This window comes from Rickettsia rhipicephali str. 3-7-female6-CWPP (assembly GCF_000284075.1).
Lineage (GTDB): Bacteria > Pseudomonadota > Alphaproteobacteria > Rickettsiales > Rickettsiaceae > Rickettsia > Rickettsia rickettsii.
In genome coordinates this window covers 492,956-519,619 of record NC_017042.1, presented here as the reverse complement: position 1 = coordinate 519,619, position 26,664 = coordinate 492,956, and the positions used below count along the sequence as shown (strand labels likewise).

Sequence of the window (26,664 nt, the reverse complement as noted above, 5' to 3'; positions counted from 1 at the left end):
TAAATCTTTTTATTCATAAGTTCATATTACTACTATACCGGCGTTAATACTGATCTTATAATGGGCATTATATATTATGATACAAGATCACAATACCGATCTAAAATACGAAGAACATACTGAAAGGTTAAAAGCTTTACAAAATAAGTTAGGAAACTTATCCGGTTTCTTGACAACAATGCGTTCTGATAACAATGAGGAATACAAAAAAATTTCCAATGATTTAAAAATTTTAATGAAACAAATTAATACTATAAGAAAAAATATGGAAACATATTTTTTTATTATAGTAATATTAATGTTTATTATAATTCAGAAAATGTTGTGGACCACTGATTTCAAGTACTAATCTTTCTCTTTTAACAACTTTATTTTAGGTTCTAAGAACTCCTGTTTAATAATTTCTGCAGCTATATAAGAAGGTACAGCGTCATCTCGATTACTTGATACAAGCGAATTTTCCAAGCTAAGCCTGTGTTCACGTACTTTTGTACGCCTAGCTAGCTTGCCTTTAAATTCATCGTGTCTAAAACTTTCTGAATTTAGCTGTAATCGGTTTGATTTAAATCCTAATTGCTGCAAAATTTTTTGGCTTTCTATTACCTGCTCATAAGCTTTTTTAGAATTAAATAATAATTCTTGAAGCTTATTACTAATAAGATTAGCTCGGCAATTAAATTGGATAAATTCCGGAATTATTTCTTTATCGGCTATAATATTTATCAACGTAACATATTTTATTTTTATCAATAGCCTGATAATAAAAAAGCTTATAAGATTAACTTTATAAGCCACAATCATAGGAGTACCGGAAGCTGCTATCTCTAAAGTATTAGTACCGGATTTTGCTAAAGCTACATCCGCAACAGCATAAGTTTTAAGTCTCTCACTTGAAAATAAATAATTAAACTTAACATCTTCTAGAAACGGTTTTATTATTGCCTCATGAGCAGGATTTGCAAGAGTAAATATAACTTTAAGATTATTACAACTCTTGAATATTTCTTCAATAGAAGAAACAAAAACCGATAAATGCCTTAGAATCTCACCCTTTCTACTACCAAGAGTAACACACAAAACTCTCTCATTCTCATCTATTTTAAACTCTTCACGTAAAGCTATTTTATCACTATAAAACTCTTGCTCCATAATCGGATGACCTATATATCTACAATCAAGACCGACTTTAGTAAAATATGGAGGTTCAAACGGTAGTAAAGCAAATAAACAATCATAAATTTTAGCGTATTTTACTGCCCTACCCTCTTTATATGCCCAAACTGACGGTGCAACGATATGAATCATTTTCAGCTTTGGTAAAAGTTTCCTTACTCGCTTTGCCACACGATAAGTAAACCCTGGTGAATCTATGGTAATTAATAAATCAGCTTTACTATTTATTATATCCTCCACAGTTTTATCAATTAATTTTTTAAGCTTAAAAATATGAGGCAAAATTTCTACAAAACCCATTAAATTTATGGAAGTAATAGGAAATAAGCTTTTAAAGCTACCGGCTTCCTCCATATATTTGTCGCCAACACCAACAAACTGTACAGCGTCATTCACAAAGCTTGATACAGGTGAATTTAGTTGTACTTCTGTATTGTTTTTTAAATGTTGAATTATACGACCACCTACAAAGTCTCCTGACACCTCACCAGCTATAAAGTAAATTTTTGTCATTAAAGATAGTTATTTTTTAAGGTTCTCAATTTCTGTTTGTAATCGCTCTATTTCTTTTATAGATACTTCAGTAATCTCATGTATTTCTTCTATCGAGTTTTTTTTCATTAACATCTTTTTTGCTATTTTTATACTTTTTGTAACTTCGCCTTCTTGTATACCTTCTTGTTTACCTTTTTTCCTCCCCTCTTCTATTCCTTTTGCCATACCTTGTTCTCTACCTTTTTCTTCAGCAGAAACTATATAATCACGCTCTTTATAGCTTTTATTCATATAGATATAGGCACGATAAATTATTTGCGCTTTAGGAGTCATCTTAAGTATATCAAGACGTTTTTCTACTTTCTTCATATATGGTGATTTAAAATCTTTCTTAACTTCAGAATGTTTTACTACATATAGCCATTCATCCAATTCATCTCTTATAACATCATTAAATAATGGTACTGATATTACAATATATTCTGGAAATACATTATATAAATCAAATATTTTACCTCTCATATATCTCCCAAAGAAAATTTCATAGGGTGTTTTTTATCAACTTCTCTAAAAATAGTCTTACCGTGATGTAAAGGTGCTTTCATATTATCAAAAGGAAAATACAATAAATTAATATGAAATATTTTTTTATAGTAAAATAATCCTCGCTCTTAGAAAGACTATCAACTATTAATCTACTAGAATTAAAACAAGCTTTATGCATAAAAAGATTTGTATAGGATTTATCTATTTCTACTATATATTTATGCCCTTCTTCATCTTCCACAATGACATCTGCTACGCTAGATTTTAAGCTATCATTTTCTTTATTACTGCCACTTTCTAGTAGGGCTTTTATTTTAACAGAACTTATAACCAGCATCTTTAAGAATAGCCGAAATAAATCCCTCGACTATTTCATAATCCCCTTTATCTTTTAATAAATTTAAATTATTTTATAGCGTAATCAAAACTTATTATAGTACTCATATCTTTTATCCTTAAATCATCTTAAATATATTGCAAAAAATGAAGACAGTATACGTTAACTCAAAGCTTCCGCAATATGCACTTTCAAGACCTTATCAACATTCTCAAGATCGGCAATCGTGCGCGCTACTCTAAGTATGCGGTTATAAGCACGCATTGATAAACGAAATTTATTTGCCGCTTCATTCAGTAAATCTTTACCTTCATCCGCAGGCATAGCGTAATCTATTAACAACTACCCATCTAATCTGTTATTTGTTTTAATATTATACCCTCATATCTCTTTTCTTGAATTACACGTACTTTCTCGACTCTTGCAGCTATATATTCAGATTTTTCCTCAGAGTTATCTACAATCAAGTCATAATTATAAACATGAATACTAGATACTTCTATATGCAAATCAAATCTATCCATAATAGGTCCCGATACTTTCATTTGATAGTCGCTAGCACATTTTGGAGCTTTCATACATTCTTTATAAGAATCGCTTCAATAACCGCATTTACAAGGATTCATAGCTGCTATTAACTGGAAATTTGCCGGATGGATATTTTATATGAGCATTTGATCGTGAGATTAGTATTTCACCGTTTTCAATAGGCTGTCTTCATGCATCAATAACATGCTGTGGAAATTCAGGTAGTTCATCTAAAAATAATACTCCGTTATGAGCTAGCGTAATTTCCCCAGGCTTTACTTTTTTTCCGACACCACCACCAACCATAGCGGCCAGTGAGCATGAATAATGTGGAGTTCTGCACGGCCTTGCTTTGGTAAGTTTACCGTCTAAAAATTTTCCTGCAATACTTGTAATCATGCTACATTCTAAAATTTCTTTTGTAGACATTTTAGGTAGTATACTGGGAAGACAGGCAGCAAGTCTTGATTTACCGGTTCCGGGAGGACCGAACATTAAAAGGTTATGCCCACCTGATGCTGCTTCTAAAGCTCGTTTAGCAATTTTTTGACCTTTTATATCTTTAAAATCGGGATAATTTATCGGCTCATCTTGTAGCTTAGCTTCCGGAGGAGTTAAAACTTGTGAACCTTTAAAAGGATTTACTAGTTCAATTAAATTACCTGCAACAAGTATATTATCATTACCCGACCAAGCAACTTCCGATAGTTTTTATCGGCAAACCCTACTGTAGTAAAAGCAGGGATACCCGGTGATATTTGTACCTGCACATCAACATCGATAATATCAATTCCATTAAACGTTAGACTTGCTATATGCATTATCATGAAATTTTTCTTAAAATGCTATTTTGCTAGGTTGTAGATGTTATTGCATGGATACTACTAAATCGTCATTGCGAGCAGACATAGGCTGCGTGGCAATCTCATGAAATAATAAACTCCTGAGATTGCTTCGTCAATTACTGACATAATTTCCTCGTAATGATGAAAAATAACAATCTTATCTCAACCATTGATCAAAAAACATACTATAGAACAAACTTAGCTAGGTCAAGATTAGTTATTATTTTTGACAATTGATTTTCTACGAATTTATCATCGATAGTTATTTTTTTGCCTTTCATTTCGCTAGCTTCAAAGCTTATATCCTCAAGCAAATTCTCAAGTATAGTATGCAGCCTTCTAGCCCCTATATCTTCGACTTCTAAATTAACGGTGATCGCATAATCCGCTATCTTCTCAATAGCAGAAGCAGCAAATTCAAGACACACGTCTTCAGTACCTATTAACGCCGAATATTGTTTTATTAAACTAGTTTCAGGCTCAAGCAATATTTTAATCATATCATCTTTGGTAAGCGAATTTAATTCTACTCTAATCGGTAACCTTCCTTGTAACTCCGGTAATAAATCAGAAGGTTTAGCAATATGGAAAGCACCGGAAGCAATAAATAATATGTGATCGGTTTTAACCGGTCCATATTTAGTATTAACCGTCGTGCCCTCTATCAAAGGTAGCAAATCTCTTTGCACTCCCTCTCTACTTATTTCGGCATTTTTTGCTCCGGAACTACCAGTCGAAGCTATTTTATCAATTTCATCAATAAAAACTATACCATCATTTTCAGCTAAATTTATAGCTTGCTGAATAATTTTTTCTTGGTCTATTAATTTTTCTGATTCTTCAGGTATAATAATAGCCATAGCATCTTTAACTAGCATTTTTTTTGTTTTAGTCTTACTGCTGCCAAGGGCTCGTCCAATCATATCGCCAAGATTAAGAACGCCCATAGATGCGCCCGGCATACCCGGTATTTCAAAACTTCCACTGCCGACAGGTATAGTATCAGCTACGCTAATTTCAATTTCCGTATCATCAAGTTCGCCGTTTAAAATTTTTTCTTTGAACTTTTCTCTAGTCTCACTACTAGAAGTTTTACCTACTAAACTATCTAATATTCTCTCTATCGCTTTTTCACGGGCATTAATATCTACTTTCGTTTTTGCTAAAGTTTTTTCAGTATTAACGGCTATTTCGACTAAATCACGCATTATTGATTCTACATCACGCCCTACATATCCGACTTCAGTAAATTTAGTTGCTTCAATTTTATAGAAAGGCGAATTAGTCAGCTTTGCAAGGCGTCTTGCTATTTCCGTTTTCCCGACACCGGTTGAACCAATCATTAAAATATTTTTCGGTACTATTTCATTACGTAAATTACCTTCTACTCTTTTACGACGACAACGATTTCTAAGTGCAATAGCAACGGCTTTTTTGGCCTTTTCTTGACCTACGATAAATCTATTAAGTTCATTCACTATTTGAGAAGGGGTAAGCCCCATAGGGTCTTTTTTATAAGTAGTTTTAGTAGCTTTCATACAACTTTTTCCATTATAATATTATGATTAGAAAATACACACAAATCTGCAGCTATATTCATAGATTTTAAAGCAATTTCTTCAGCAGTTAAATTATTCTCGTAAGACATTAGAGCGCGAGCGGCAGATAGTGCAAATAAACCGCCTGAACCTATTGCTGCAACATTATTTTCAGGCTCTACGACATCACCGTTACCGGTTAAAATTAATATATGACTACGATCAGCAACAATCATCATTGCTTCCAAACGTCTCAAATATTTATCGCTACGCCAATCTTTTGCAAGCTCAACTGCACTTCTAAGTAAATTATGCTTATGTTGCTCTATCTTTACTGCAAGTTTTTCAAATAACGCAAGACCGTCAGCCGTAGAACCTGCAAAACCGGCAATAATTTTATTATTTGCTATAGTCCGAAGTTTTCGTGCTGTAGATTTTAGTACGGTATTACCATGCGAGACTTGTCCATCTGCTGCTATAATTATTTCTTCGTTCTTTTTTAAACAAAGTATTGTTGTGCCGTGTAAGGCTAAATTATCTGACATAATATAAAATTTATTGATATTCAGTTGCTAATTAAGTACTATTAGAATTACTGTTAAGTAGACGAATAGACGAAGTTTAATTTGGAAAAGAGCAAGGAGTCTGTAAGCCGAGGAGCGGAGCGTATATTAATACGTGAGCATCCGAGGACTTACCAAGACAACGTAGCCAATTTTCCAAATTAAACGAGTATACTTGACTAATCCAATTTAATTAATTATTGTCCCTTGAATTTTCAAGGCTTAAACTTAAATAATGAATATATACGCAATATACATTAACTCCACACAAAAAAATAATAATTTTATTGTTATTGAAGAAGGTTTTTCATGGATAGCGGCTCTTTTAAGTATATTTTGGGCATTATACCATAAAATGTGGTTAGTTGTTGCTATTACCGTAATAGCGAATATAATCGTTACGGCAATTAATATCGAAGAGTTAAAGTTTATATTTAAGATAGTCTTAATATTAGGCTTCGGCTTTTTTGCTTCAGATATTAGAGAAAATTATTTAAAAAGAAATAATTACCGACTAGAAGATATAATAATTGCCAACTCTAGAATTGAAGCTGAATTAAAATTTCTAAAACGTAGTGTAATATGCTTGTTTAACAGAAACGTGGTTTCATAAATATTAAATCGTCATTGCGAGCAGTCGTAGACTGCGCGGCAATCCAGAAAAAAATTAAAGAAATGCTAAAATTAGCATTTCTTACTGGATTGCTTCGTCAAAACTTACATTTTTTACTCGCAATGACGGAAAATCAAGCCATGCAATAAAGCTTTTAACAGGAATAAAATGATGTATAACAAAGAAAATGTTTTTGCAAAAATCATAGGTAAAAATCTTCCGGCAGAAATAATTTATGAAGACGAACAAATTTTAGCATTCAAAGATATAGCACCCGTAGCACCTGTACATATTATCGTTATACCTAAAAACGAATATATAGATTATGCCGATTTCATCTCTAAAGCTTCTATAGACGAAATAACACATTTTTTTGCTAAAATTTCTGATATAGCAAATGAAGCGGGTTTAGATAAAGACGGTTATCGTTTAATAACTAATAAAGGCGAGAAATCGGGACAAACTATTTTTCATTTCCATTTCCATATTATCGGAGGTGAAAAACTCATCGGATTAATAAATAATGACTAAAAAATACAATATTGCAGTAATCGGAGCTACAGGAAATGTAGGGCGTGAAACTCTAAATATTCTAGTTGAGCGTAATTTCCCCATTAATAAAGTTTATGCTATAGCTTCAGATAGCTCTCTAGGACGGGAAGTAAGCTTTGGAGAAAAAATACTACAAATTAATAGTTTAAAAAGTTTACATTTTGACAATATCGATATTGCTTTTTTTTGTGCAGGTTCAGAAGTTTCAAAAGAATTTATACCAAAAGCTACGGCTAGTAATTGTGTAGTTATCGACAAATCCTCACTTTTTAGAGTTGATAATCAAGTGCCGTTAATTGTACCTGAGGTTAATTTATCAACACTTAAAGAGTTTAATACTAAAAATATCATAGCTAACCCTAACTGTATCGTCATTCCGCTTGCAGTAGCATTAAAACCGCTAGATAATGAAATAAAGATTAAAAGAGTAGTGATATCTACTTATCAATCAGTATCAGGAGCAGGTAAAGCAGGAATGGACGAACTCTACGACCAAACAAAATCTAAATATGTTTTTGGAGAGAATGATCCTAAGAAATTTCCAAAACAGATTGCATTTAATCTTTTTCCTCATATAGGTGATTTCAATAAAGATGGCTATACAAGTGAAGAAGCGAAAATTGCTTCTGAACTAAACAAAATTATAGGTAATCACTTTAAAGCTAGCGTTACTTCGGTTAGAGTACCGGTATTTATCGGTCATTCTATATCGGTTAACATAGAATTTAACGACAAAATTGATGCCAAAGAAGTCGAAGAAATATTACAAGATGCCGATGGAATTGTTACAATTTCTAATAATAATGACCTTGCGTATATCTCACCCGTTGAAGTGGTAGGCGAAGATGCCATATATGTCTCCCGAATTAGGAATGACGTAAGTAGAGATAATACGATAAATCTATGGATCACATGTGATAACTTACGTAAAGGAGCAGCTTTAAACAGTGTTCAAATTGCTGAAGAATTAATTAATAATTATTTATAATATAACTAATATGGATAATAAAAATAATAATCAATTAAATAAAAAAAACCCTCTAGTAATAGCATTAGGCGAATGTAGGACAGCTTTTTGGATAGTCTTTTGGTTTGCTTTTGTAATCAACTTACTAATGTTAATTACTCCTCTGTACTCACTACAAGTTCTTGATAGAGTCCTTGGAAGCGGTAATCTACAAACATTATTATTTTTATCAATAATAATCGCATATATTTATTTTGTTTACGGATTATTACAAATTGCTCGTTCTTTTACACTTATAAAGGTAGGAGAATGGCTTGATAGAACAGTAGCGCCCGTAATTTTTGCTTCTTCAATTTCTGCAGCTGCAACACGAGCAAATATGGGTTCTAGCCAATTATTACGTGATTTTCAAGCCGTCAAAACATTCCTAACAAGTACCGGAATTAATACTTTATTCGATGCCCCTTGGAGCCTTATCTATATTGCGGTTATTTTTTCAATTCATCCATATATCGGTCTTATTACCGTTTTTGGTGCAATTATAATAGTTTCAACCGCTTTCTTTAACGCTGCAGCTACTAATAAAACGCTCGGTGAAGCTACCGAATTTTCGATAAAAGGTATGACACAAGCCGATATTGCAAACAGAAATGCAGAAGCAATTGAAGCAATGGGAATGATGAAGAATGTTACAAAAAATTGGCATAAATTTAACATATTAGCACTTGATAAGCAATCGGTTGCTAGCTATCGTAACGGTGTTATTTCTAACTTTTCAAGGTTTATCCGTAATATAATGCAAATGGCTGTTACCGGAGTTGGTGCTTACATTGTTGTAAAATCTCACAGTGCAGATATGACTCCCGGTAATATGATTATGAGTTCTATCATAGTCGGTAGAGCTCTTGCTCCTTTCGATAATGCTATTGATTTATGGAAAAGTATGAGCGGCGCTATTAAATCATACAAAAACATTAATAATTTATTTAACACTTATTCTTCTAGAGACGAAACGATGCCAATTCCGAACGTTGATGGTCATCTTACTGTTGAAAATATTTATTATGCTCACCCTATACCGAAACATTTACCGCAACCTCCCGTACCGAAATATATCTTAAAAGGCGTTAGTTTTGCAGTACAACCGGGCGAAGTTTTAGCAATTATCGGTCCTTCGGCTACAGGAAAATCAACTTTAGCTAAAATCATAGTCGGGGTATGGAAAGAATCATCAGGTTCCGTACGTTTAGATAATGCTGAAATTTATCGTTGGAATAGAGAAGATTTCGGTAGACATGTCGGCTATCTTCCGCAAGGAATAGAACTTTTTAGCGGTAGTATTAAACAAAATATAGCTAGAATGGAAGAAGATGCCGATCCGCAAAAAGTTATTGAAGCAGCTAAAATAGCCGGAGCTCATGAAATGATATTAAGATTCCCTGACGGTTATGATTCTGATATCGGTCCTGCAGGCTCTAATCTATCAGGTGGTCAAAGACAGCGTATCGGACTTGCTAGAGCTTTTTACGGTAATCCAAAACTCATCATTTTAGATGAGCCTAATGCTAATTTAGATGAGGCAGGTGAAGTTGCCCTTGCAAGTGCCTTAAAACAAGCAAAACTTAAAGGAATAGCAGTTCTTGTAATTTCACATAGACCATCCGTATTATCCGTTGTTGATAAAATTCTAATATTACAGGATGGAGTCGTTGCAGTTTACGGAACGGAAGAAGAGATTCAAAAACACTTGAAAACTTTAAAAAGCGGTACAATGCATATTAATAACTAAAGTGTCATATCGTGACCTGATTGGCATTGTTGCGTGACTTCCAAATCATCATTGCGAGCAAACCTTAGTGAGCGTGGCAATCTCATGAATTCTATCGAGATTGCTTCGTCAATTACTACGTCATGTCCTCGCAATGACGCAAAATACAAACAATGATGACTAAATATAATAATGATTAAATATTATGCAGGACTTAAAACACAATAAACCTCAAATTACTCCGGAACAATTAAAACAATTATTGTCCTTAAGAGAAGATGCGTTAAATCTTAAAGGTCAAAGTTCTAAACGTAAAGCTTTAATAAATGCTACATTAAAGAAAACCTCTCATGCTATAGAATTCTTATTAGTAAAACTTGATAGGTTTGTTAATTTTATTACCAAGAAAACCGATAAAGATCGTAATAACGTAGCCCAAGCTGCAAGATCACCTATACTTTTCGGTATTTATGTTATAATCTTTTTAGTATTAATAGGCGGATTATGGTCGGCTCTTGCTCCGCTTGATAGTGGTGCTGTAGCTGTCGGTATCGTAATGCCAAGCACAAATAAAAAAACGATTCAACATCATGAAGGCGGAATAATCAATGCTATTTATGTGAAGCAAGGTGATAAAGTCAAAGAAGGCGATAAATTAATAGAGCTTGAAGAAACTAGAATAAAAAGCGAACATGAAAATATTCTTGGTCAGTACCGTAATTTTTTAGCAACTGAAAATCGTTTAATTGCCGAACGTGATAATTTAGAACAAATCGAATTCTCTGATTTTCTAATGCAGGATATCAATTTACCGGAAGTAGCTAAAATAATTCATACGCAGGAAAATTTATTTAGATCTAGAAAAGAAGTATATAACTCAGAGAAAGATTCATTATATCAAAATATTGCTCAACTTGAGAAAAAAATTGAAGGTTTAGAAGCAAAAAAAGTTGCCGCCTCCAAAACTGCTGAAGTTTATCAAGACCGTTTAAACGCTTTAAGAACGTTAAAAGAAAAAGGCTTTGTACAAAAAGCAGCCTTATTAGACCAAGAGGCAAAAGTTGCCGCTTCAAAAAGCGATGTTGCAACAACTGAAGCTGAAATAGCAGGAATACGCCATGCTATTACCGAAACTCAAATTAAAATTATAAATCAACAAAATAAATACACTGAACGGACTTTAACAGAGCTTCGTGAAGCTCAAGTACAAACCGCATCTCTTAAAGAAAAATATAATGCCCTGACGGATTCGCTTAATCGTGTGATAATCAGATCACCTGTTGACGGTATAGTTAATAATTTAAAATATCATACAATAGGCGGTGTTATAAGTCACGGACAACCTATTATGGAAATTTCGCCAACTAATGACCCATTAATAATAGAAGCAAAGGTATCTCAAAAAAACATTGACTCAGTACATGAGGGATTAGTTGCAAAAATACGTTTCAGTGCATTTAAATCAAGAACAACTCCAACATTTACCGGTAAAGTAGTAAGCATATCTCCAGATATCGTACAAGATGAAAGACAGCATCCGGGACAACAGCAAGATAATTATTATGTTGCAAGAGTTGAAATCGATATGGATGAATTTAACAAAGTTGCTAAAGTTAAAAATCTTGAATTACACCCCGGTATGCAAGCTGAGGTACAAATTGTAACAGGTACTAGAACACTACTTAGATATTTACTTGATCCCGTTACTGATACTGCATTTAAAGCTTTCAGAGAAAAATAGATAATTTGAAAATTTTAAGTTAGATGACTTTACGGAACCTAAATATTTTGTAACAATATTTATTAAAAATTCTTTAATTCTTTATTGACTTTGAACCAAAAGAAGTATAGCCTATTTTGTAATCTAATTATATATAAAGGTTATTTATATGTTAGGCTACGAAAAAGAACAAAGAAGTTTAAATACAGAACAAAAACAAGCAGTCGGATTACTTTCTATAGGTACATTTCTAGAGTATTTTGACCTTATGCTTTATGTGCATATGGCGATGCTTTTAAATAATTTATTTTTTCCGGAATATGATTCTTTCACTTTTTCGTTACTTACTGCCTTTTCTTTCTGTTCCACCTATTTGCTAAGACCTATAGGAGCATTAATATTTGGGTATATAGGTGATCATTTTGGACGTAAGATTGTCGTTGTTTTAACTACCCTATTAATGGCTATTACTTGTGTGATTATAGGCAGCATGCCAACATATGCACAGATAGGTATAACAGCCTCTTGGGTTCTTACTATATGTCGTATAATTCAAGGTATGTCAGCAACTGCAGAAGCACGAGGTGCAGAGCTATACTTAACCGAAAATTCATCTCCTCCTATACAATATCCATTAGTAGCAATTATAACCGTATTTTCTGCCGTAGGCACTACGGTAGCACTAGGTATTGCATCAATTTTTACTAATCAAAATATTTATCACCATGAATCAAGTTGGCGTATAGCATTTTTCGTTGGTGCAACTATCGCGTTTGTAGGTACTATTGCAAGGACTAGTTTAAAAGAAGCAGAGGCATTTTCAAATAAAAGCAACAAATTAAAACTAAGACTTCAAGAAAATAATATTATGCTTGAAGAAATTGACAAAGATATTCTAGATCAAAAAGTTCCAAACACCACTTCTATTTGGTATTTCTTTATCCAGTGTGCTAGACCACCGTGTTTTTATTTTGTATATATATATTGCGGTGATATATTAAAAAGAGAATGCGGATTTACTCCAAATCAAATTATAAATCAAAATTTTTGGGTATCTATAATAGATTTACTCGGTATTATCGGTCTTGCATTTATTAGCTATAAAATCCATCCTTTAAAAATCCTAAAGGTAAAATTATATCTATTTTTTACCTCTCTCATTTTTTTTCCTATAATGTTACATTATAACCCTACTCCTTTATATATTTTTATTTTTCAATGTTTAGCTGCATTATTCGTATTTGATCACATACCGGCAGCTCCTATATTTTATAAATATTTTCCGGTTTTTAAGAGATTTACATATACTAGTATGCTAAGTGCAATAGCAAAATTATTTACTTATATTATAACGTCATTTGGTTTAGTTTATATTACCAATTATCTAGGATATTGGGGATTATTTTTAATTTTCATTCCGATAGGTATAACTTTCTTTATGGGAGTAACTTATTTTCAGCAAATGGAAACGAATCGAAATTTATAATTTTATTTAAAGTAGCATTTATATTAAACTTAAAATTATTTTTATAACATTCAGCATATATCAGCTCTGAAACTGAAGGTATTTCAAGTATTTCACTTAACACTAAAAAGGTTTTTAATGTCTCTTTAATTATTTTATGAGCTTTTTCAGGCGATTTTGCTTCCAAAGTTTGTAAATTATGTATTCTATCAAAAAGTTTTATAAGAGCAGTATCGTATCTTTTTTGTTTAATTAATAAAATAAGACTTTTCTCGCTACTTATTTTTCCCCAAGGTTTAATTCTAGTTAGACCTGCTACATGCTTTGCTACTTCTTCATCAAAAATATTGCTAATCATTTCTTCAGTAAGTTCAGTATCTTCAATAGTGTCATGAAGTAATGCAGCTTGTAGCATTCTAAAAGTAAAGAGTTTAGGCACTTCTTTTGCTACAAATTCCGCTACCATAATTGTTACTGCGATTGGATGAGAATAATAAGGGTCACCTGATTGACGCATTTGCTCACCATGATATTTACGAGCATAATAAATACCTTTTTTAACTTCTCTAATATCGATAGGTTGTTTTACTTGGGTATTTAAAAATAAAAGCCTTTCGATTAATTTATCTGAATATTTACAGCTTTCAAAAATTTTTTCCCAATATTCTATATCTTTCATAAAATCGCCCTATTCTATATATATTATTTCATTGGTTTTTTTTATGATTATCTTTTATATTTTCTTTTTAAAATCCAATTATTATTTATTAAAAATCTCTATATTTAATAATTTTTCTATTTTTAATGCTAAAAAATAACTATATATTAATAAATAGTTTTTTACAAAGGTTTATATGTCATCCTTAACTATCACCTACATTTTTCTCATTACAATAATATTTCTTTTTCGTCTGTATGGCTGAGGAAGTATTCTTTCGAGGGTTTTTACAAAGAACATTACAAAATCTTTTACCAAAACAGCAGATTTTAACTGTTATTTATTATAGCATCTTTAATATTTTTTAATATTTGGGATCGCACATTTTCAAGGCGGACTAAATATATATAAATATAGCTTTAAGCACTATATGCGGTTTTTTCTATGGTTATGCATAATTATAAAACAGGCAAAATATTATGCTCTATGATTAGTTCATTTCGGTCTAAATTTATGCCATGTATTATTATTTACTTATCCTGCTCTTAAAACTTTGTGAAATAAATGTAATTTTAATAGACAAAGTTATAGAGTGTTTTTATTTACAAATAGTAAACATAATAACTAAGTTTTATGAACAAAGACATCCCTACGGATTTATTACCTTCAGAATATGAGTTAGCAAGCTTTAGTAATGCTGCTTTGACCCTATTTTTAATGGAAGCAACCTTATTATTCTTGTTTGGTTATTGCTGCTACTTGTTGTTTCAATAATGAGCAAAAAGATATGGGGCTTGAATTCATCGGTGATCACCACGAACATGATGAATAATATTTTTTAATTATTGCATGGTTCTTATAATGTCATTCCTGCGAAAGGCTTGCCTACGTGGGCTCGAAAATAGTCATTGCGAGGAAATTGCATAGCAATTGACGAAGCAATCTCAGAAGTTTGTTATTATTTCATGAGATTGCCACTCAGTCTACGACTGCTCGCAATGACGGGGTGGTATCCACGCAGGCAATGCCCAACCTACTACAATTTACTTGGATCAAAGCTAAAATTAATCTCTTTCCAATGGTTAAAGCGTGCAGAGTCAAGGTTTTCGATAGGACTTGCTTGCCATACCGCTCTAATTGCATTATCCGCCAAAGCTTCACAAACACTAGCCGGAATATTAGGACAGATTTTTTCGTTAACCTTTGCCTGCTCAACATTACCTGCTTTATCTAGCGTAATACTAATAATGACTTTTACCTTATTATTACCTCTAACTCCTGCCGGTACATTACTCCAATGTCTTTCAATCTGTCTTTTTATCAAAGATGTTTCACTATCGGAAAGAGGCAGCCCATCCGTATAAACCCCTTTAGCTTCTTTTGCATTATCAGCTTTTTTTGACCTTTGATGCTTATTGGATTTTACATTATCCCCCTCCGCAGATTGCTCTAAATTCTTCAGCAAAGAATCAAGCTCATCGGTTTTAGGCTCTTTTTTCTTCACCTCTTTAGGTTTCTCAGCCGGTTTCTTTTCCTCTTTCTTTTCTTCGGGCTTCTTCTTTTCTTCTGCTTGTTTTTTTTCTTCTTCTTTAGGTTTTTCTTCCTTTACTTCTTCTTTCTTCTCAGGTAACGCTTCTTTTGCTTCTTCAGACTTTGGTTCTTCTATAGGTTTTTTCTCTTCTATTTTAGGCTTTTCTTCCATTGTTTTAGCCTCAGGCTCTTTTGCTTTTTCTGCTTTAGGCAAATCTTGCGGTTCTTCTTCTTTTGGCTTACTCTGCTCAGATTTTTTAGCGTCTTCGTTTTCTATAGGGGCTTCTTTTTGCTTTGTCTGAGTGATAATATTTGATTTATCGCTAACAGGTAATATTTCAAAAGTTATAGTTTGCTCTTCCGGTAATTTTTCAAAAAGTGACAGCATACCAAATAGAAAAAAATATAAAAGAAGTAAGTGCAGAACAACAGAGAAGCTAAGGAAAACCGTAAAATTATCCTTATTTTGATTACTTTTCATTATTTTTAATATTTGAAATAAGAGCTACACGAGAAAAACCGGCAGCATGAATTGCGGCAACTATCTCTACTACCTGCCCATAAGAAACATTTCTATCACCTCTTACAAAAATTCTAGCATCCTTTTTTTCTTTAGTGATATTTGCAAGCTTGTCGGTTAAATGCATTCTTTCTATTGGAATTTCAAGTAAGAAAATTTTGCCTTTATTATTGATAGTAACAACCAAAGGCTCATCCTGACCTGAAATCGGACTTGAATTTGTCTCAGGCAAATCCACGTTTACTCCTGAAACAAGCATTGGAGAAGTAATCATGAAAATAATTAATAGCACAAGCATCACGTCAACAAGCGGCGTAACGTTAATTTCGCTAACTACCGCTCTTTTACTTTTTCTATTATTTCCGGCAAGCTTTATAACCATTACATTTTCTCCTGATCAATTGCCTTAGAAAGTATAGAGTTTAACTCACTAATAAAATCTTCAATCTTATTATTGATAAGAATAATACGGGAAATCAGATAATTATAAAAAATTACTGCCGGAATAGCTGCAAATAAGCCTATCGCAGTTGCAAGTAACGCCTCGGCAATTCCGGGAGCTACTACGGCAAGAGAAGTATTGTTTGAAGTAGCAATCGATTGGAAGCTATGCATAATCCCCCAAACGGTACCGAATAAACCTACGAAAGGAGCACTTGATCCAACAGTTGCCAAGAAGCTTAAATTTTTCTCGAGCTTTTCGACTTCCCTATTTTGAGCTAAGTACATTGCACCCATTATACGCTCTTTATGGTTGTTTTTTAAGCCTTCAGAAAGCCCTTTAGTGCTTAAGCTTTTACACTCATCCATAGCTGAGACAAAAATTAAAGCTAGCGGATTATTAACCGACCTCTTTATGCTTTCATATAATTGCTCTAATACTCCACCGGACCAAAACACATTTTCAAATGCCCGCATGCTTTTCTGCACTTGCACTAGCTTAAATATTTTATCCAAAATAATAGCCCATGACCAAATAGAGGCAATAAGCAACATCAGCATAACTGACTTACCGATAATGTCGGAGGAGCTTATTAAAGAAAAAATCGATAAATGATCTTGCGTAACGACTTCTAAACCGTCGCTAATATTAGTATCTGCACTCATTGAATATATATTATTTAAATTATTCTAAAATTAAATAATATATTCATATTTTATTTTTGTCATTAGGTTATGTGAAAAATTTTAGTAATCAATTTAGTATGGCTTTTGAAAAACACTTCAGTGTCATACCATGATACCGGATATTTTCATAAATATTTTACTGGATTTGGGTTTGAATAGACATTACTTAGAAAAATTGCTTTGTGAGTTAATTTAGCCTCTCGATGTCATTCCTAGCTAGAAGCAGGAAGCCAGTAATAAAAAGTTCATACACTGTAAGTTTTTAATAATAATTCTATGTAAAATTTTAAACCTTTCCTATCACATTGGAGCAGTTCTTAAGCCCAACTAATACTAAATTATATTCATGAAAAATGCAGAGCCTTCAATTACTTTTAAGCTTGATATTACCACGGTTTATAACACCCCCAATATATTATCAGAAAATAACATAAGAAATTTTAGAAAAAACTTTTCCGGTCTTGATGTAGTAGAAATGGATAAAAACTTTTCATCTATACCAACTGTTGGTGCCGCTATAGAAGCAATGCCTTATATATTTGAACATTTAAATAGTGAAAAATCTACAGTAAGTAGCAAGAAAGCTACAGAAATTAAGCATTCACTAATACATAAATTAATGCCTAATTATCCATATGAAAGTTATACAAATCATGAATTGTTGAAAAATTATGAAATAATACAGAGACCAGGCTTTTTTGAATATCAATTAGATGGTGAACTCATAAAATGGATGCCGGATAAAATCATTTCTATACCACCTGATACGTTAACCAAAATTCAAATAATGAGTCTTGCCTTTCAATGTAGTATATTAAATAGACACAATGAAGCTGCTAAAGAGATATTTAAACGTATAATTGCAGCAATAAATCTATATTTTATACTTTGCAAAAGAAGTTGAACAATATAGCAAATGTGCAGAATATCTACTCCCCCCCGTGCTAAAGCTTATTGAACCGGAATCTAAGCTTAAAATTACCCAAGCACTATAAAATCCAGCTTAGATTTGTCAGGTCAATTCTCTGATTTATTAATGGAAAATAAAAATTGTGAAGAGGCAAAAGCTTTACTTGAAGAATCTATTTTTTCGTTAAATACTAATACTGAAAATCGGGTTTTAGTCCAGTGGTATTATAGAACAGGTCGTGTTTATGAAGAAACCGGAAGCTATGATATGTCCACTAAATGTTATGAACATGCTTTTGTGCTTCTACCCACACATCCAACAGCAGCCTATCATTTATGGTCTAATTATAGAATACAAGGCGAATGTGATAAAGCTAATGACTTAATACAATATGTGCCGGTAGAATAATATATAAAATACATTCTAGAAATGTTAACTAATCCATATGAAATTTCTTATAAGACGTTAGATGTAATTAAAAAAATACTTTAGTTCCTTTCTATTCATCACAATATATGATGGCTGTAAATACATGGCTTTTTATAACAGAATTTCCAATAAAAAAAATTAACAAAAACCAGCAATCAATATTAACCGAAAAACTAAAAGCAATTAGTGATACCCCAAACAACATACTTCTAGCATTCTCACTTGCCCTATGTAGTAAGCAATTTAAAACGGCTTCTGATCTTTTAAATAAGATACCTGAGCATCAAATAAATTTGTATGAAAAGGCTATTATAAAATTTTGGAGTTACGTGGACCCAAATTATACGTTACTTCAAAATAATACTCTAACGTCCAATGAAAAAGCAGAGGTTCTTAAAGCCGTTAATACCGGTTTAATAACAGATAACGAGACTAAATTAACTTCTGAAAAATCTGAAAAGATTTTCCAAAATGTTGAAAATGCTCTGCAAAATGATTCTTACAATGAAAACACTTTAGAAATTGGAGTAGTTACCGCCTTATTAAATAATAACCCCAAAAAGTACAAAAATATGCAAGTAAATTAAGTCAAAAAAAAACAAGAAGGGATTATTGCAAGCTATTCCCCCGATAATAAGCAAATAGAAAACTTAGAATAATTAACCCTTCAATATGATACAAAAAAAATCCATCAATATTATCAACTAAAAAAGAAACATGAATTTTATCTAGCCATTTAAATGATTACCAACTTCAATAATAATTCTTGGAATATTCCTAAAGAAGGTCAAATTAAAATTGATAATCAGGAAGTCACAAAAGATACGGCTAAATTTCTTGGCAAATATAGAGGATTTGATTGTTACGGTACAATGTCTAAAAAAATCTATAATACCTTTGATAAAAGTAAAGTTACCTCTTTTGTTTCTGCTTTAAAAAAAGGAATAATATATCACAAACACGGATTAAACGGAATTAAACTTATTAAGGAAAATGCTTTTAAAGCTAAGTGGGACTGTGATGACCGATTATTTACGAATATATTATATTTTAATGAACAAGGGTTATTATTAAATGTTGATGAGTATGGTAACCATGCTGAAGTAAAAAAGTTCATTAGCGGTCATCATTTGGAGTTTTATAATGTGGAGTGATTAACTTTCAGATTCTGCTTTGTTGTATGACTCGATTTTTATCGTCATTGCGAGGAAATTGCATAGCAATTGACGAAGCAATCTCAGGATATTTGACGAGATTGCTACGCAGCCTATGGCTGCTCGCAATAACGATATCTATATTTAATGAGCAATGCCTAAAACTTAGGATAATTTTGTAGTAGAACTTAAATAATCGTTGCCGTATTTCTCAATATAATCATCATATCCGTTGCGACATTATTTAAAAAAGCTAAATCATGCGATATAAAAATTAATATTCCTTTAAAAGAGTTTTTGAAATAATGCTCAAGCCAATATATTGAGATAATATCAAGATGGTTTGTCGGTTCGTCGAATAGTAAAATATCGGGATTATTAAATAGACTTTGTACGAGTAATACACGAAGCTTATAACCTTCTGACAACGCAGAAAGCGGCGCATAATGGTATTTTTCGGCTATTCCAAGACCTACAAGCAAGCTAGCTGCAAAAATTTCAGCAGTATAACCGTCATTATCGTATATTGCTTGTTCAAGTTCACCAAACTTATACCCATCTTCATCGCTACATTCCTGCCGATTTCATATCTCTTCTTTTTCCTGTAAAGCTTTCCATAACTCCTTATTCCCTGCTATTACCGTATCTATAATTTTAGTATTTTCGTAAAGAAACTGATCTTGTTTTAAACAACCTATTTTGGAGTTTTTTGGTATGTTAATCTCACCGAAAGCTGGCTCTTCTTCCTTAGTTAAGAACTTGAAAAAAGTTGTTTGACCTGCTCCGTTGGCACTTACTAAACCATATCGTTTATTGTTTTTAATATGCAAATTTACATTGGTAAATAGTATTCTTGTACCATAACTCATGGCTAAATCGTTTATAACAATCATATTTTTAGATGTCGTGGTTAAATGGTATTATTGTATAGACACCTAATCGCCACTGTGAACAACTGCAGGTCTTGTTGCATGACTCGTTTTATGTCATTCCAGCGAAGACGTTGTTGCGTAGATACCGCCCCGTCATTGCGAACAGTCGTAGACTGCGTGGCAGTCCAAAACAATAATAAAAAAATTCTGTCAATCAGAATTTTTTACTGGATTGCTTAGTCAAAACTTACAGTTTTTCCTTGCAATGACGACCTTCAGTATCCACACAACAAGACCTATGCAGGCATAACATAAGAGCCATGCGGGCAATGCCGAGCTTGTGGCAAGATTCATAAATGCTTATTACTTAAAGTTAATTTTGATGGATACCATGGAAGGTTCACGGTATAACAATAAAAAATCTTATTTCTTCAATAGCTCAAGAGCTTTTGCAAAATCTACTATATATTCTTCTTCTTTTTTTAAGTCTTTGATTTTTAAGTTATTATTCGCCTGCTCTTCGTCACCTATAAAAATAATAAATTTAGCATTTTCATTAAAAATGCGTTGCATTCTTTTAGGTATTTTACCTAGGGGTTCTATGATAGTAGCAATATTTTCTGTTCGCAATTTATCTACAATTTCTAAAGCATAGCAAATATTATTTTTGCCTATAGGTAATACAAATACCAGCTTAACTTCAGATATATTATATTCCCGCATTAAAGCAATTCGCTCAATACCGGCAGCAAAACCGATAGCCGGCACATCATCGTTATTACCCATGATTTTAGCAAGCCCGTCATAACGTCCACCGGCTAGAATAGTAGATTGGCTCCCTAGCTTTTTTGTAGTGAATTCAAAAACAGTATGACAATAATAATCAAGCCCTCTAACCAAGCGTGGATTTATGCTATATTTCACGCCTAAAATATCTAGATACTTTATTAACTCCTCAAAATATTCTTGGGATTCATCAGTGTAATATTCAGATAAAACCGGTGCGTTTGCTATTATTTTCTGATCAGTCTTACTTTTAGAATCAAGTATCCGCATTGGATTTTTGGATAACCTTATTTTGCTTTCTTCTGATAATTGATCTTTAAAATCATTTAGATATTCTACTAATTTCTGCTGATAAACGCTTCTTGATTCATTACATCCAAGAGAGTTAAGCTCTAAGGTAGTATCCTGCTCTATTTCAAGTGCTTTTAATATATCAACGGCTAACTTCAAAGTGTCAGCATCAGTAATTGCTCCTTTAGCACCGATATACTCATAATTTAGTTGGTGAAATTGTCTTTGACGCCCTGCTTGCGGTCTATCATAACGAAAAACAGGACCGGTAGAGAAAAACTTTAATGGTAATTTATGTTGTAATCCGTTTGAGATGAGGCTTCTTATAATACATGCTGTAAATTCAGATCGTAATGCTACGGAATCATTGCTTTTATCTAAAAAACTATAGATTTCTTTGCTGATTACGTCAGAGCTTTCACCCATCGAACGGTTAAAGACTTTAGTATACTCCAAAATAGGAGTACTCATTTGTTTATAGCCGTACAATACTCCAACATCTCTTGCTTTGTTAATTATATAGTCGTGGACTTTATAATCATCCGGCAAGAGATCTTTCATTCCTCGGAGTGGTTGCAGCTTTTCAGTCATTTGGTTAATTTTGTTTTGTTGCGTGGATACTACTAACTCGTCATTGCGAGGAGAGGCAAAGCCTCGATGTGGCAATCTCAAGAATTTTGTACTACTTCATGAGATTGCCACGCTCTCTACGTTCGCTCGCAATGACGGATAGCCCCCTCTTAATTCTGCTCTTTTTTCATAAAAAACGATCTTATAATATATAAAACAAATATTGTAATAAACCAACATATTAATGCACGACCTGCGGTTAATAGATTAAATTCACCGTCATATATTTGAATAAATAGTAAATATGCACAAGCAATTAAAATAAACGGTACGATAATAAATACTAAAGGACATCTAAAAGGTCTTTGAGCATCAGGTAGCGTTACCCTAAATAATACCACTATTATTGCAACGGTGATATAATCAATAAGAGCTCCCATTGAAGTTAATTGCGTTAATAATTCCGTAGAACAAAATCCTCCAAGGATAGCGGCTAAAGAAGCAAATATTATAATCGTAATATACGGACTATCATATTTTGGGTGCAGCTTTGCAAAACTTTTCGGTAGTAAACCGTCACGTGCAATAGCATAAAAAATACGAGAAGTACCGTAAATATTCATCATCAACACCGTCATCATACCGCAAACTGCTCCGGTTGCAACAATAGCAGAGCCGATCTTGCTATTATTGATAGTTAAAGCATAAGCAAGCGGTTGATCGTTATTTAACTGATCAAAAGGTGCAATACCGGTAACAAGCCCTGCCATTATTACATAAACTATAGTAGTGAGAACAAGTGAGCCAACAATACCAATCATTATATCGCGTTTTGGGTTTTTACACTCCTCAGCTGCGGTTGCAATCGTTCCAAAACCCGTAAAAGCTAAGAATAAAATAGACGCACCTACTAAAACATTACTAAAACCGAAAGGCATAAAATTACTCCAGTTAGTAGCATCAAAATGAGGGGCAGCAGCAAGTATAAATACGAATATTGCAGCCATTTTTATGAAAACTAAAATTGCATTTAGTCTCTTACTATCTTTAGTACCTAAATATAAAATAAATCCAATAAATCCCGAGATTAAAAATGCCGGTAAATTTATTATACCGCCGTTTGTCGGTACAGTAGTTAATTCTTTCGGTAAATTGATTCCACCTGCTGCTAGTATTCCTTGTACGTAGCCCGACCAGCCTACAGCTACTATTCCTGCAGCAACACCAAGTTCTAATATTATAACACTACCGATCATCCAAGCAAATACTTCGCCAAATGCTACATAGGAATAAGTGTAAATACTTCCTGATGTCGGAAGCATTGCAGCAAGTTCAGTATAAACAAGCGCTACAAAGATACAGGTAATACCTGCAATCGTATAAGATAACATCACTGCAGGTCCTGAATATTTAGCAGCAATTATACCGGTAACGACGAATACGCCCGTGCCGATCATCGCACCAAGACCCAGTAATATTAAATCGCATGCTCCAAGCGTCTTGCTAAAACCGCTTGAGCTGCCTATCTCTTTTACTGATTCAAAACTTTTCTTCCTTAAAAAACTCATCAGTTTCTCCTATTTTAGTGAGCTTATTTTTTTGTGAATTGTGTCATTGCGAGCGACTAAAAGGAGCGTGGCTCAGGAGGTCTAACTAGATTGCCACGTCGCTTCGCTCCTCGCAATGACACAATTACCTTATCTCTCTAGTAATCCATCCGCCGCCAAGTACTCTTTCGCCGGCATAAATAACGCATGCTTGCCCAGGGGCAACGGCTTTTTCTTCGCATAAAAATTTTACTTTCATTTTATCATCACCAAGTTTACTTATTTCGGCTAGACGTGGCGGTCTTGTCGAGCGAATTTTAACTGCTACTTCTAACTTTTCATTATCTTTAATCTCATCTGCAAGCCAATTTACATCTCTAATGATAAATTCCTGCACGTTTAATGCGGACTCCGGTCCTACATATACTATATTGTCCTTAGGATCAATCCTTACTACATATAAAGGCTCATTATAAGCTATACCAAGACCACGACGTTGCCCTATGGTGTAGTTAATTATACCGCTATGCTCTCCTAGCTTAAACCCGTTTACGTGAATAATTTTACCGCTTTCACTACTATTTGGACGTATTTTATTTATTACGCTCTTATAATTTCCGTCAGGTACGAAACAAATATCTTGGCTGTCGGGCTTATCCGCTACCTCAAGCCCAAATTTACTAGCAAGCTTTCGTGTTTCATCCTTAGTAAGCCCTCCTAGAGGGAAATGTAAATATTCTAATTGCTCTTTAGTTGTCGTAAATAAAAAATAACTTTGATCTTTTGCTGGATCAAGCCCTGTATATAATTCCGCTCCATTATCACCGTTTATTTTTCGTACGTAATGACCGGTAGCAAGCTTATCTGCTCCAAGCTCTCTAGACGTTTTAATTAGATCCCTGAACTTTACCGATTTATTACATTGCACACATGGAAGCGGTGTTTCACCTTGTAAATAGCTATCGACGAAATTATCTATTACCGACTCTTTAAATTTGCTCTCATAATCAAGTACGTAATGGGGAATACCTAGCTTATTTGCTACCATTTTAGCATCGTAAATATCCTGACCGGCACAACAGGCATTTTTCTTCCCTACTGCCATACCGTGATCATATAACTGCAAGGTAATACCTATAACATTATGTCCTTGTTCATGCAGCATTGCGGCAACCGCCGAACTATCAACCCCGCCTGACATTGCAACAACTATAGTAGACTGCTTATCCCCTAAATTAATCATACCAACCTTAAACAAACAGCACATTATACTAAATGTATAATTAAATTACAACACTATCTTTTAATATATTAAAATGCTATAATTAGCATTGTCTAATAATTATCGATTTCGTCATTGCGAGCGAGCAGCCCGTAGGCTGGCGTGGCAATCTCATGAAATAATAACAAACTCCTGAGATTGCTGCGTCAATACTTCGTATTTCCTCGCAATGACGATTTACTAATCCACGTGGGAATGACAAAATGCTTCAAATAATGCAAAAAGTATATGTTATTTAAAATATTATACAAAACAGTTATTACATTAGCTCTAATTTATTTCATACTGATTATTTTAGAATATGCACGTCAAGGTTTTATTAATGACTTATCGTTACAAAAAGTAGATTTATCTATTCAGAATTCCATAAAAGAACCAATTTATTTAGTTTCTTATGCCGACGGTCTGGAGTATGTTTATCATAATCAAAATGCAACCACTCATTATGCAATTAATAAAGGTATAGACTTCATATTTAACTATAAGAAAAAGCACATAAATCAAGCGTTTATAGAAAAAAACCAAGAAATTTTTAATGAACCTGCAGGAGCGGGGTTATGGCTATGGAAGCCTTATATTATACTTGAAACAATGAAAAATGCACCAGAAGGAGCTATTATAGTATATTTAGATTCAGCATTTGTTATTAAAAAGCATATCAGTAATTTAACAAATCTTTTAGGCGATAATGATATATTACTGGTACATGATCGCAATCGTAAAAACGGTAGTTTTGTTAAAGGTGAAACTTTTGCTTTAATGGATTGCCTTACAGACGAATGCAGAAATGACGATCACATTTGGAGCGCCGTTATTATTGTGCGTAATACCAAGCTTTCTCGTTCTTTCATTGAAAAATGGCTAAAAAGTTGTGAAGATATTAGAATTCTTTCAGGCAAAGATTATAATATCCATCCTAATTACGATGAATATAAATGGCATCATTCCGATCAATCGGTACTTAGCCTTATATATCATAAAAATCCACAATCGGTTAAAGTAATAGAATATGAAGAAACAACACCTTCTTTATCTTGGTTCCACCGTAAATATTCAAATAGCTCACCGTTAAAACCTTGGTATAGCATATACGGTATAGATCCTATAATTAATTTTAATACTAACGGCAAAGTTTTACCTTCTACCGCTCTTATAAATACTCCGCCGATTGTTAGACTTCGTAAATGGGTTATCGAGTATACTCAATGAGCCGGTGTTGTTGCATAATTCCAAAGCCGTCATTGCGAGCGAACGTAGAGAGCGTGGCAATCTCATGAAATAATAACAAACTCCTGAGATTGCTTCGTCAATTACTTAAGTAATTTCCTCGCAATGACGACATCTCTTGTACTTTAAAAAAACTATAAGATAAAGTAAGTACTTTAATGTCTTGCATTTCAGGGTCAAGCTCAAAATCCTTATCTATATAAAATGTAACCGGCATTAAGACTTTTTCGCCGGCTTTTAATAATTGTTCTTCAAAACAAAAACAATGAATTTTTACGAAATATTTTCCTGCTTTATTTGGAGTAACATTATATACGGAAGTACCTATTATATCGTTATCACTTAGATTCTCCGTTTCATAGAACACTAGAGTATTCTGCCCCGGAACAATTTGCACTCTTTGCTGCCTTGGAATAAACCGCCAAGGTAAATCTTTATCAACATTAGCATCAAACTCGATAATTATAGGTTTAGTGCCTTTTACCTTAGAATATACACTCACCGTTTCTTTTGCAGTAGTGCCTCCATATCCTGTAACTTTACAAAATAAATTATAGATAGGTACGGAAGCAAAACTGAGTAACACCATACTAATTATTAATCCCAGCAAAGAAAAAGCTAAATTTTTATTGGATTTTTTAGACATTATT

27 protein-coding genes and 7 pseudogenes are annotated in these 26,664 nt (G+C 33.1%); 15 read left to right on the top strand and 19 right to left on the bottom strand.

The annotated features are described in order from the left end of the window. Positions 1–76: 76 nt before the first annotated feature. Entirely contained in the window at positions 77–349 is a 273-nt protein-coding gene (locus MCC_RS02840) for a hypothetical protein (protein ID WP_014408451.1), read from the top strand. Here the strand turns inward: MCC_RS02840 and lpxB are convergent. From lpxB to hslV, 10 genes and pseudogenes are all read right to left on the bottom strand, one after another. Next, a complete protein-coding gene (gene lpxB, locus MCC_RS02835; protein ID WP_014408450.1) occupies positions 346–1,686 on the bottom strand; it encodes a lipid-A-disaccharide synthase in 1,341 nt (446 codons plus the stop codon). The two genes, MCC_RS02840 and lpxB, sit on opposite strands and share 4 nt — an antisense overlap. Positions 1,687–1,695: 9 nt before the next feature. Further along, positions 1,696–2,294: pseudogene (locus MCC_RS02830) on the bottom strand (hypothetical protein). Further along, positions 2,270–2,455 (bottom strand): hypothetical protein, encoded by a 186-nt coding sequence (locus tag MCC_RS02825; RefSeq protein ID WP_041405494.1) that lies wholly within the window; start codon positions 2,453–2,455, stop codon positions 2,270–2,272. Before MCC_RS02825 ends, MCC_RS02830 begins: the two are co-directional and overlap by 25 nt. A 63-nt stretch (positions 2,456–2,518) precedes the next feature. Next, a pseudogene (locus MCC_RS11650) lies at positions 2,519–2,658 on the bottom strand (PD-(D/E)XK nuclease family transposase); the annotation flags it as partial. A 55-nt stretch (positions 2,659–2,713) separates the two neighbouring features. Further along, a complete protein-coding gene (locus MCC_RS11645; RefSeq protein WP_231288746.1) occupies positions 2,714–2,875 on the bottom strand; it encodes a magnesium chelatase subunit ChlI family protein in 162 nt (53 codons plus the stop codon). Positions 2,876–2,901: 26 nt separating this feature from the next. Then, positions 2,902–3,144 (bottom strand): annotated as a pseudogene (locus tag MCC_RS11640) (ATP-binding protein); the annotation flags it as partial. Positions 3,145–3,268: 124 nt separating this feature from the next. Next, on the bottom strand, positions 3,269–3,622 hold the full coding sequence (locus tag MCC_RS10830) for an ATP-binding protein (RefSeq protein WP_269208682.1): 354 nt from the start codon (positions 3,620–3,622) through the stop codon (positions 3,269–3,271). A gap of 110 nt (positions 3,623–3,732) precedes the next feature. After that, positions 3,733–3,906 (bottom strand): hypothetical protein, encoded by a 174-nt coding sequence (locus MCC_RS10150; RefSeq protein WP_231288745.1) that lies wholly within the window; start codon positions 3,904–3,906, stop codon positions 3,733–3,735. 203 nt (positions 3,907–4,109) lie between these two features. Beyond that, positions 4,110–5,462 (bottom strand): ATP-dependent protease ATPase subunit HslU, encoded by a 1,353-nt coding sequence (gene hslU, locus MCC_RS02805; RefSeq protein ID WP_014408448.1) that lies wholly within the window; start codon positions 5,460–5,462, stop codon positions 4,110–4,112. Next, a complete protein-coding gene (gene hslV / locus MCC_RS02800; RefSeq protein WP_014408447.1) occupies positions 5,459–6,007 on the bottom strand; it encodes an ATP-dependent protease subunit HslV in 549 nt (182 codons plus the stop codon). Before hslV ends, hslU begins: the two co-directional genes overlap by 4 nt. An 81-nt stretch (positions 6,008–6,088) precedes the next feature. Here hslV and MCC_RS07770 point away from each other — a divergent pair, with 81 nt between their 5' ends. The 7 genes from MCC_RS07770 to MCC_RS02770 all read left to right on the top strand — a co-directional run bounded on the left by MCC_RS07770 (position 6,089) and on the right by MCC_RS02770 (position 13,131). Then, a complete protein-coding gene (locus MCC_RS07770; RefSeq protein ID WP_014408446.1) occupies positions 6,089–6,190 on the top strand; it encodes a palindromic element RPE5 domain-containing protein in 102 nt (33 codons plus the stop codon). A gap of 70 nt (positions 6,191–6,260) precedes the next feature. Continuing rightward, positions 6,261–6,638, top strand: a complete 378-nt coding sequence (locus MCC_RS02795) for a DUF2628 domain-containing protein (protein ID WP_014408445.1) — start codon at positions 6,261–6,263, stop codon at positions 6,636–6,638. Positions 6,639–6,809: 171 nt separating this feature from the next. Beyond that, the gene (locus tag MCC_RS02790) at positions 6,810–7,169 is read left to right on the top strand and encodes an HIT domain-containing protein (protein WP_014365989.1); all 360 of its coding nucleotides are present in this window, start codon (positions 6,810–6,812) and stop codon (positions 7,167–7,169) included. Beyond that, the gene (gene asd / locus MCC_RS02785; protein WP_014408443.1) at positions 7,162–8,178 is read left to right on the top strand and encodes an aspartate-semialdehyde dehydrogenase; all 1,017 of its coding nucleotides are present in this window, start codon (positions 7,162–7,164) and stop codon (positions 8,176–8,178) included. The genes MCC_RS02790 and asd overlap by 8 nt, the downstream gene beginning before the upstream one ends. 10 nt (positions 8,179–8,188) lie before the next feature. Further along, the gene (locus MCC_RS02780; protein ID WP_014408442.1) at positions 8,189–9,946 is read left to right on the top strand and encodes a type I secretion system permease/ATPase; all 1,758 of its coding nucleotides are present in this window, start codon (positions 8,189–8,191) and stop codon (positions 9,944–9,946) included. A gap of 184 nt (positions 9,947–10,130) precedes the next feature. Continuing rightward, positions 10,131–11,666 carry an HlyD family type I secretion periplasmic adaptor subunit gene (locus MCC_RS02775; protein ID WP_014408441.1) on the top strand — a complete coding sequence of 512 codons (1,536 nt, stop codon included), beginning with the start codon at positions 10,131–10,133 and terminating at the stop codon, positions 11,664–11,666. Positions 11,667–11,814: 148 nt separating this feature from the next. Next, complete coding sequence (locus MCC_RS02770) at positions 11,815–13,131, top strand: MFS transporter (protein WP_014408440.1); 1,317 nt, start codon at positions 11,815–11,817, stop codon at positions 13,129–13,131. Here MCC_RS02770 and MCC_RS02765 read toward each other — a convergent pair. Beyond that, complete coding sequence (locus MCC_RS02765) at positions 13,082–13,789, bottom strand: HD domain-containing protein (protein WP_014408439.1); 708 nt, start codon at positions 13,787–13,789, stop codon at positions 13,082–13,084. The genes MCC_RS02770 and MCC_RS02765 overlap by 50 nt on opposite strands. A 236-nt stretch (positions 13,790–14,025) precedes the next feature. On the opposite strand from MCC_RS02765, the gene MCC_RS10145 reads away from it, so the two are divergent. Together MCC_RS10145 and MCC_RS11095 are read left to right on the top strand one after the other, a co-directional pair. Continuing rightward, positions 14,026–14,136, top strand: a complete 111-nt coding sequence (locus MCC_RS10145) for a CPBP family glutamic-type intramembrane protease (protein WP_231288744.1) — start codon at positions 14,026–14,028, stop codon at positions 14,134–14,136. Between the two features lie 265 nt (positions 14,137–14,401). Further along, positions 14,402–14,600 (top strand): annotated as a pseudogene (locus MCC_RS11095) (hypothetical protein). Between the two features lie 204 nt (positions 14,601–14,804). Here the strand turns inward: MCC_RS11095 and MCC_RS02760 are convergent. From MCC_RS02760 to tolQ, 3 genes are read right to left on the bottom strand one after another with little or no spacing between them, the layout of a single operon-like run. Then, on the bottom strand, positions 14,805–15,779 hold the full coding sequence (locus tag MCC_RS02760; RefSeq protein ID WP_014408438.1) for a periplasmic protein TonB, links inner and outer membranes: 975 nt from the start codon (positions 15,777–15,779) through the stop codon (positions 14,805–14,807). Continuing rightward, the gene (tolR, locus tag MCC_RS02755; RefSeq protein WP_014408437.1) at positions 15,769–16,200 is read right to left on the bottom strand and encodes a protein TolR; all 432 of its coding nucleotides are present in this window, start codon (positions 16,198–16,200) and stop codon (positions 15,769–15,771) included. Before tolR ends, MCC_RS02760 begins: the two co-directional genes overlap by 11 nt. Beyond that, a complete protein-coding gene (gene tolQ, locus MCC_RS02750) occupies positions 16,200–16,925 on the bottom strand; it encodes a protein TolQ (RefSeq protein WP_014408436.1) in 726 nt (241 codons plus the stop codon). Before tolQ ends, tolR begins: the two co-directional genes overlap by 1 nt. A 367-nt stretch (positions 16,926–17,292) precedes the next feature. Between tolQ and MCC_RS10140 the strand changes: the two genes are divergently transcribed. From MCC_RS10140 to MCC_RS09430, 4 genes and pseudogenes are all read left to right on the top strand, one after another. After that, positions 17,293–17,850, top strand: a complete 558-nt coding sequence (locus tag MCC_RS10140) for a hypothetical protein (RefSeq protein ID WP_231288743.1) — start codon at positions 17,293–17,295, stop codon at positions 17,848–17,850. A 132-nt stretch (positions 17,851–17,982) separates the two neighbouring features. Then, on the top strand, positions 17,983–18,264 hold the full coding sequence (locus MCC_RS10135; protein WP_231288742.1) for a hypothetical protein: 282 nt from the start codon (positions 17,983–17,985) through the stop codon (positions 18,262–18,264). A 124-nt stretch (positions 18,265–18,388) separates the two neighbouring features. Next, positions 18,389–18,919: pseudogene (locus MCC_RS10130) on the top strand (hypothetical protein). After that, positions 18,894–19,310: pseudogene (locus MCC_RS09430) on the top strand (hypothetical protein); the annotation flags it as partial. The pseudogenes MCC_RS10130 and MCC_RS09430, both read left to right, overlap by 26 nt. A gap of 317 nt (positions 19,311–19,627) precedes the next feature. On the opposite strand, the pseudogene MCC_RS11395 reads toward MCC_RS09430, so the two are convergent. The 4 genes and pseudogenes from MCC_RS11395 to mnmA all read right to left on the bottom strand — a co-directional run bounded on the left by MCC_RS11395 (position 19,628) and on the right by mnmA (position 24,748). Continuing rightward, positions 19,628–20,332, bottom strand: a pseudogene (locus MCC_RS11395) (ATP-binding cassette domain-containing protein). Between the two features lie 402 nt (positions 20,333–20,734). After that, positions 20,735–21,979: a histidine--tRNA ligase gene (gene hisS / locus MCC_RS02710; protein ID WP_014408431.1), complete on the bottom strand. Its 1,245-nt coding sequence runs from the start codon at positions 21,977–21,979 to the stop codon at positions 20,735–20,737. Positions 21,980–22,128: 149 nt separating this feature from the next. Next, on the bottom strand, positions 22,129–23,526 hold the full coding sequence (locus MCC_RS02705) for an amino acid permease (protein ID WP_014408430.1): 1,398 nt from the start codon (positions 23,524–23,526) through the stop codon (positions 22,129–22,131). A 124-nt stretch (positions 23,527–23,650) separates the two neighbouring features. Then, on the bottom strand, positions 23,651–24,748 hold the full coding sequence (gene mnmA, locus MCC_RS02700) for a tRNA 2-thiouridine(34) synthase MnmA (protein ID WP_014408429.1): 1,098 nt from the start codon (positions 24,746–24,748) through the stop codon (positions 23,651–23,653). 267 nt (positions 24,749–25,015) lie between these two features. On the opposite strand from mnmA, the gene MCC_RS02695 reads away from it, so the two are divergent. Next, positions 25,016–25,996 (top strand): hypothetical protein, encoded by a 981-nt coding sequence (locus MCC_RS02695; RefSeq protein ID WP_014408428.1) that lies wholly within the window; start codon positions 25,016–25,018, stop codon positions 25,994–25,996. Positions 25,997–26,093: 97 nt separating this feature from the next. On the opposite strand, the gene MCC_RS02690 is transcribed toward MCC_RS02695, so the two are convergent. Further along, positions 26,094–26,660: a cytochrome c oxidase assembly protein gene (locus MCC_RS02690; protein WP_014408427.1), complete on the bottom strand. Its 567-nt coding sequence runs from the start codon at positions 26,658–26,660 to the stop codon at positions 26,094–26,096. Between the last annotated feature and the right edge of the window lie 4 nt (positions 26,661–26,664).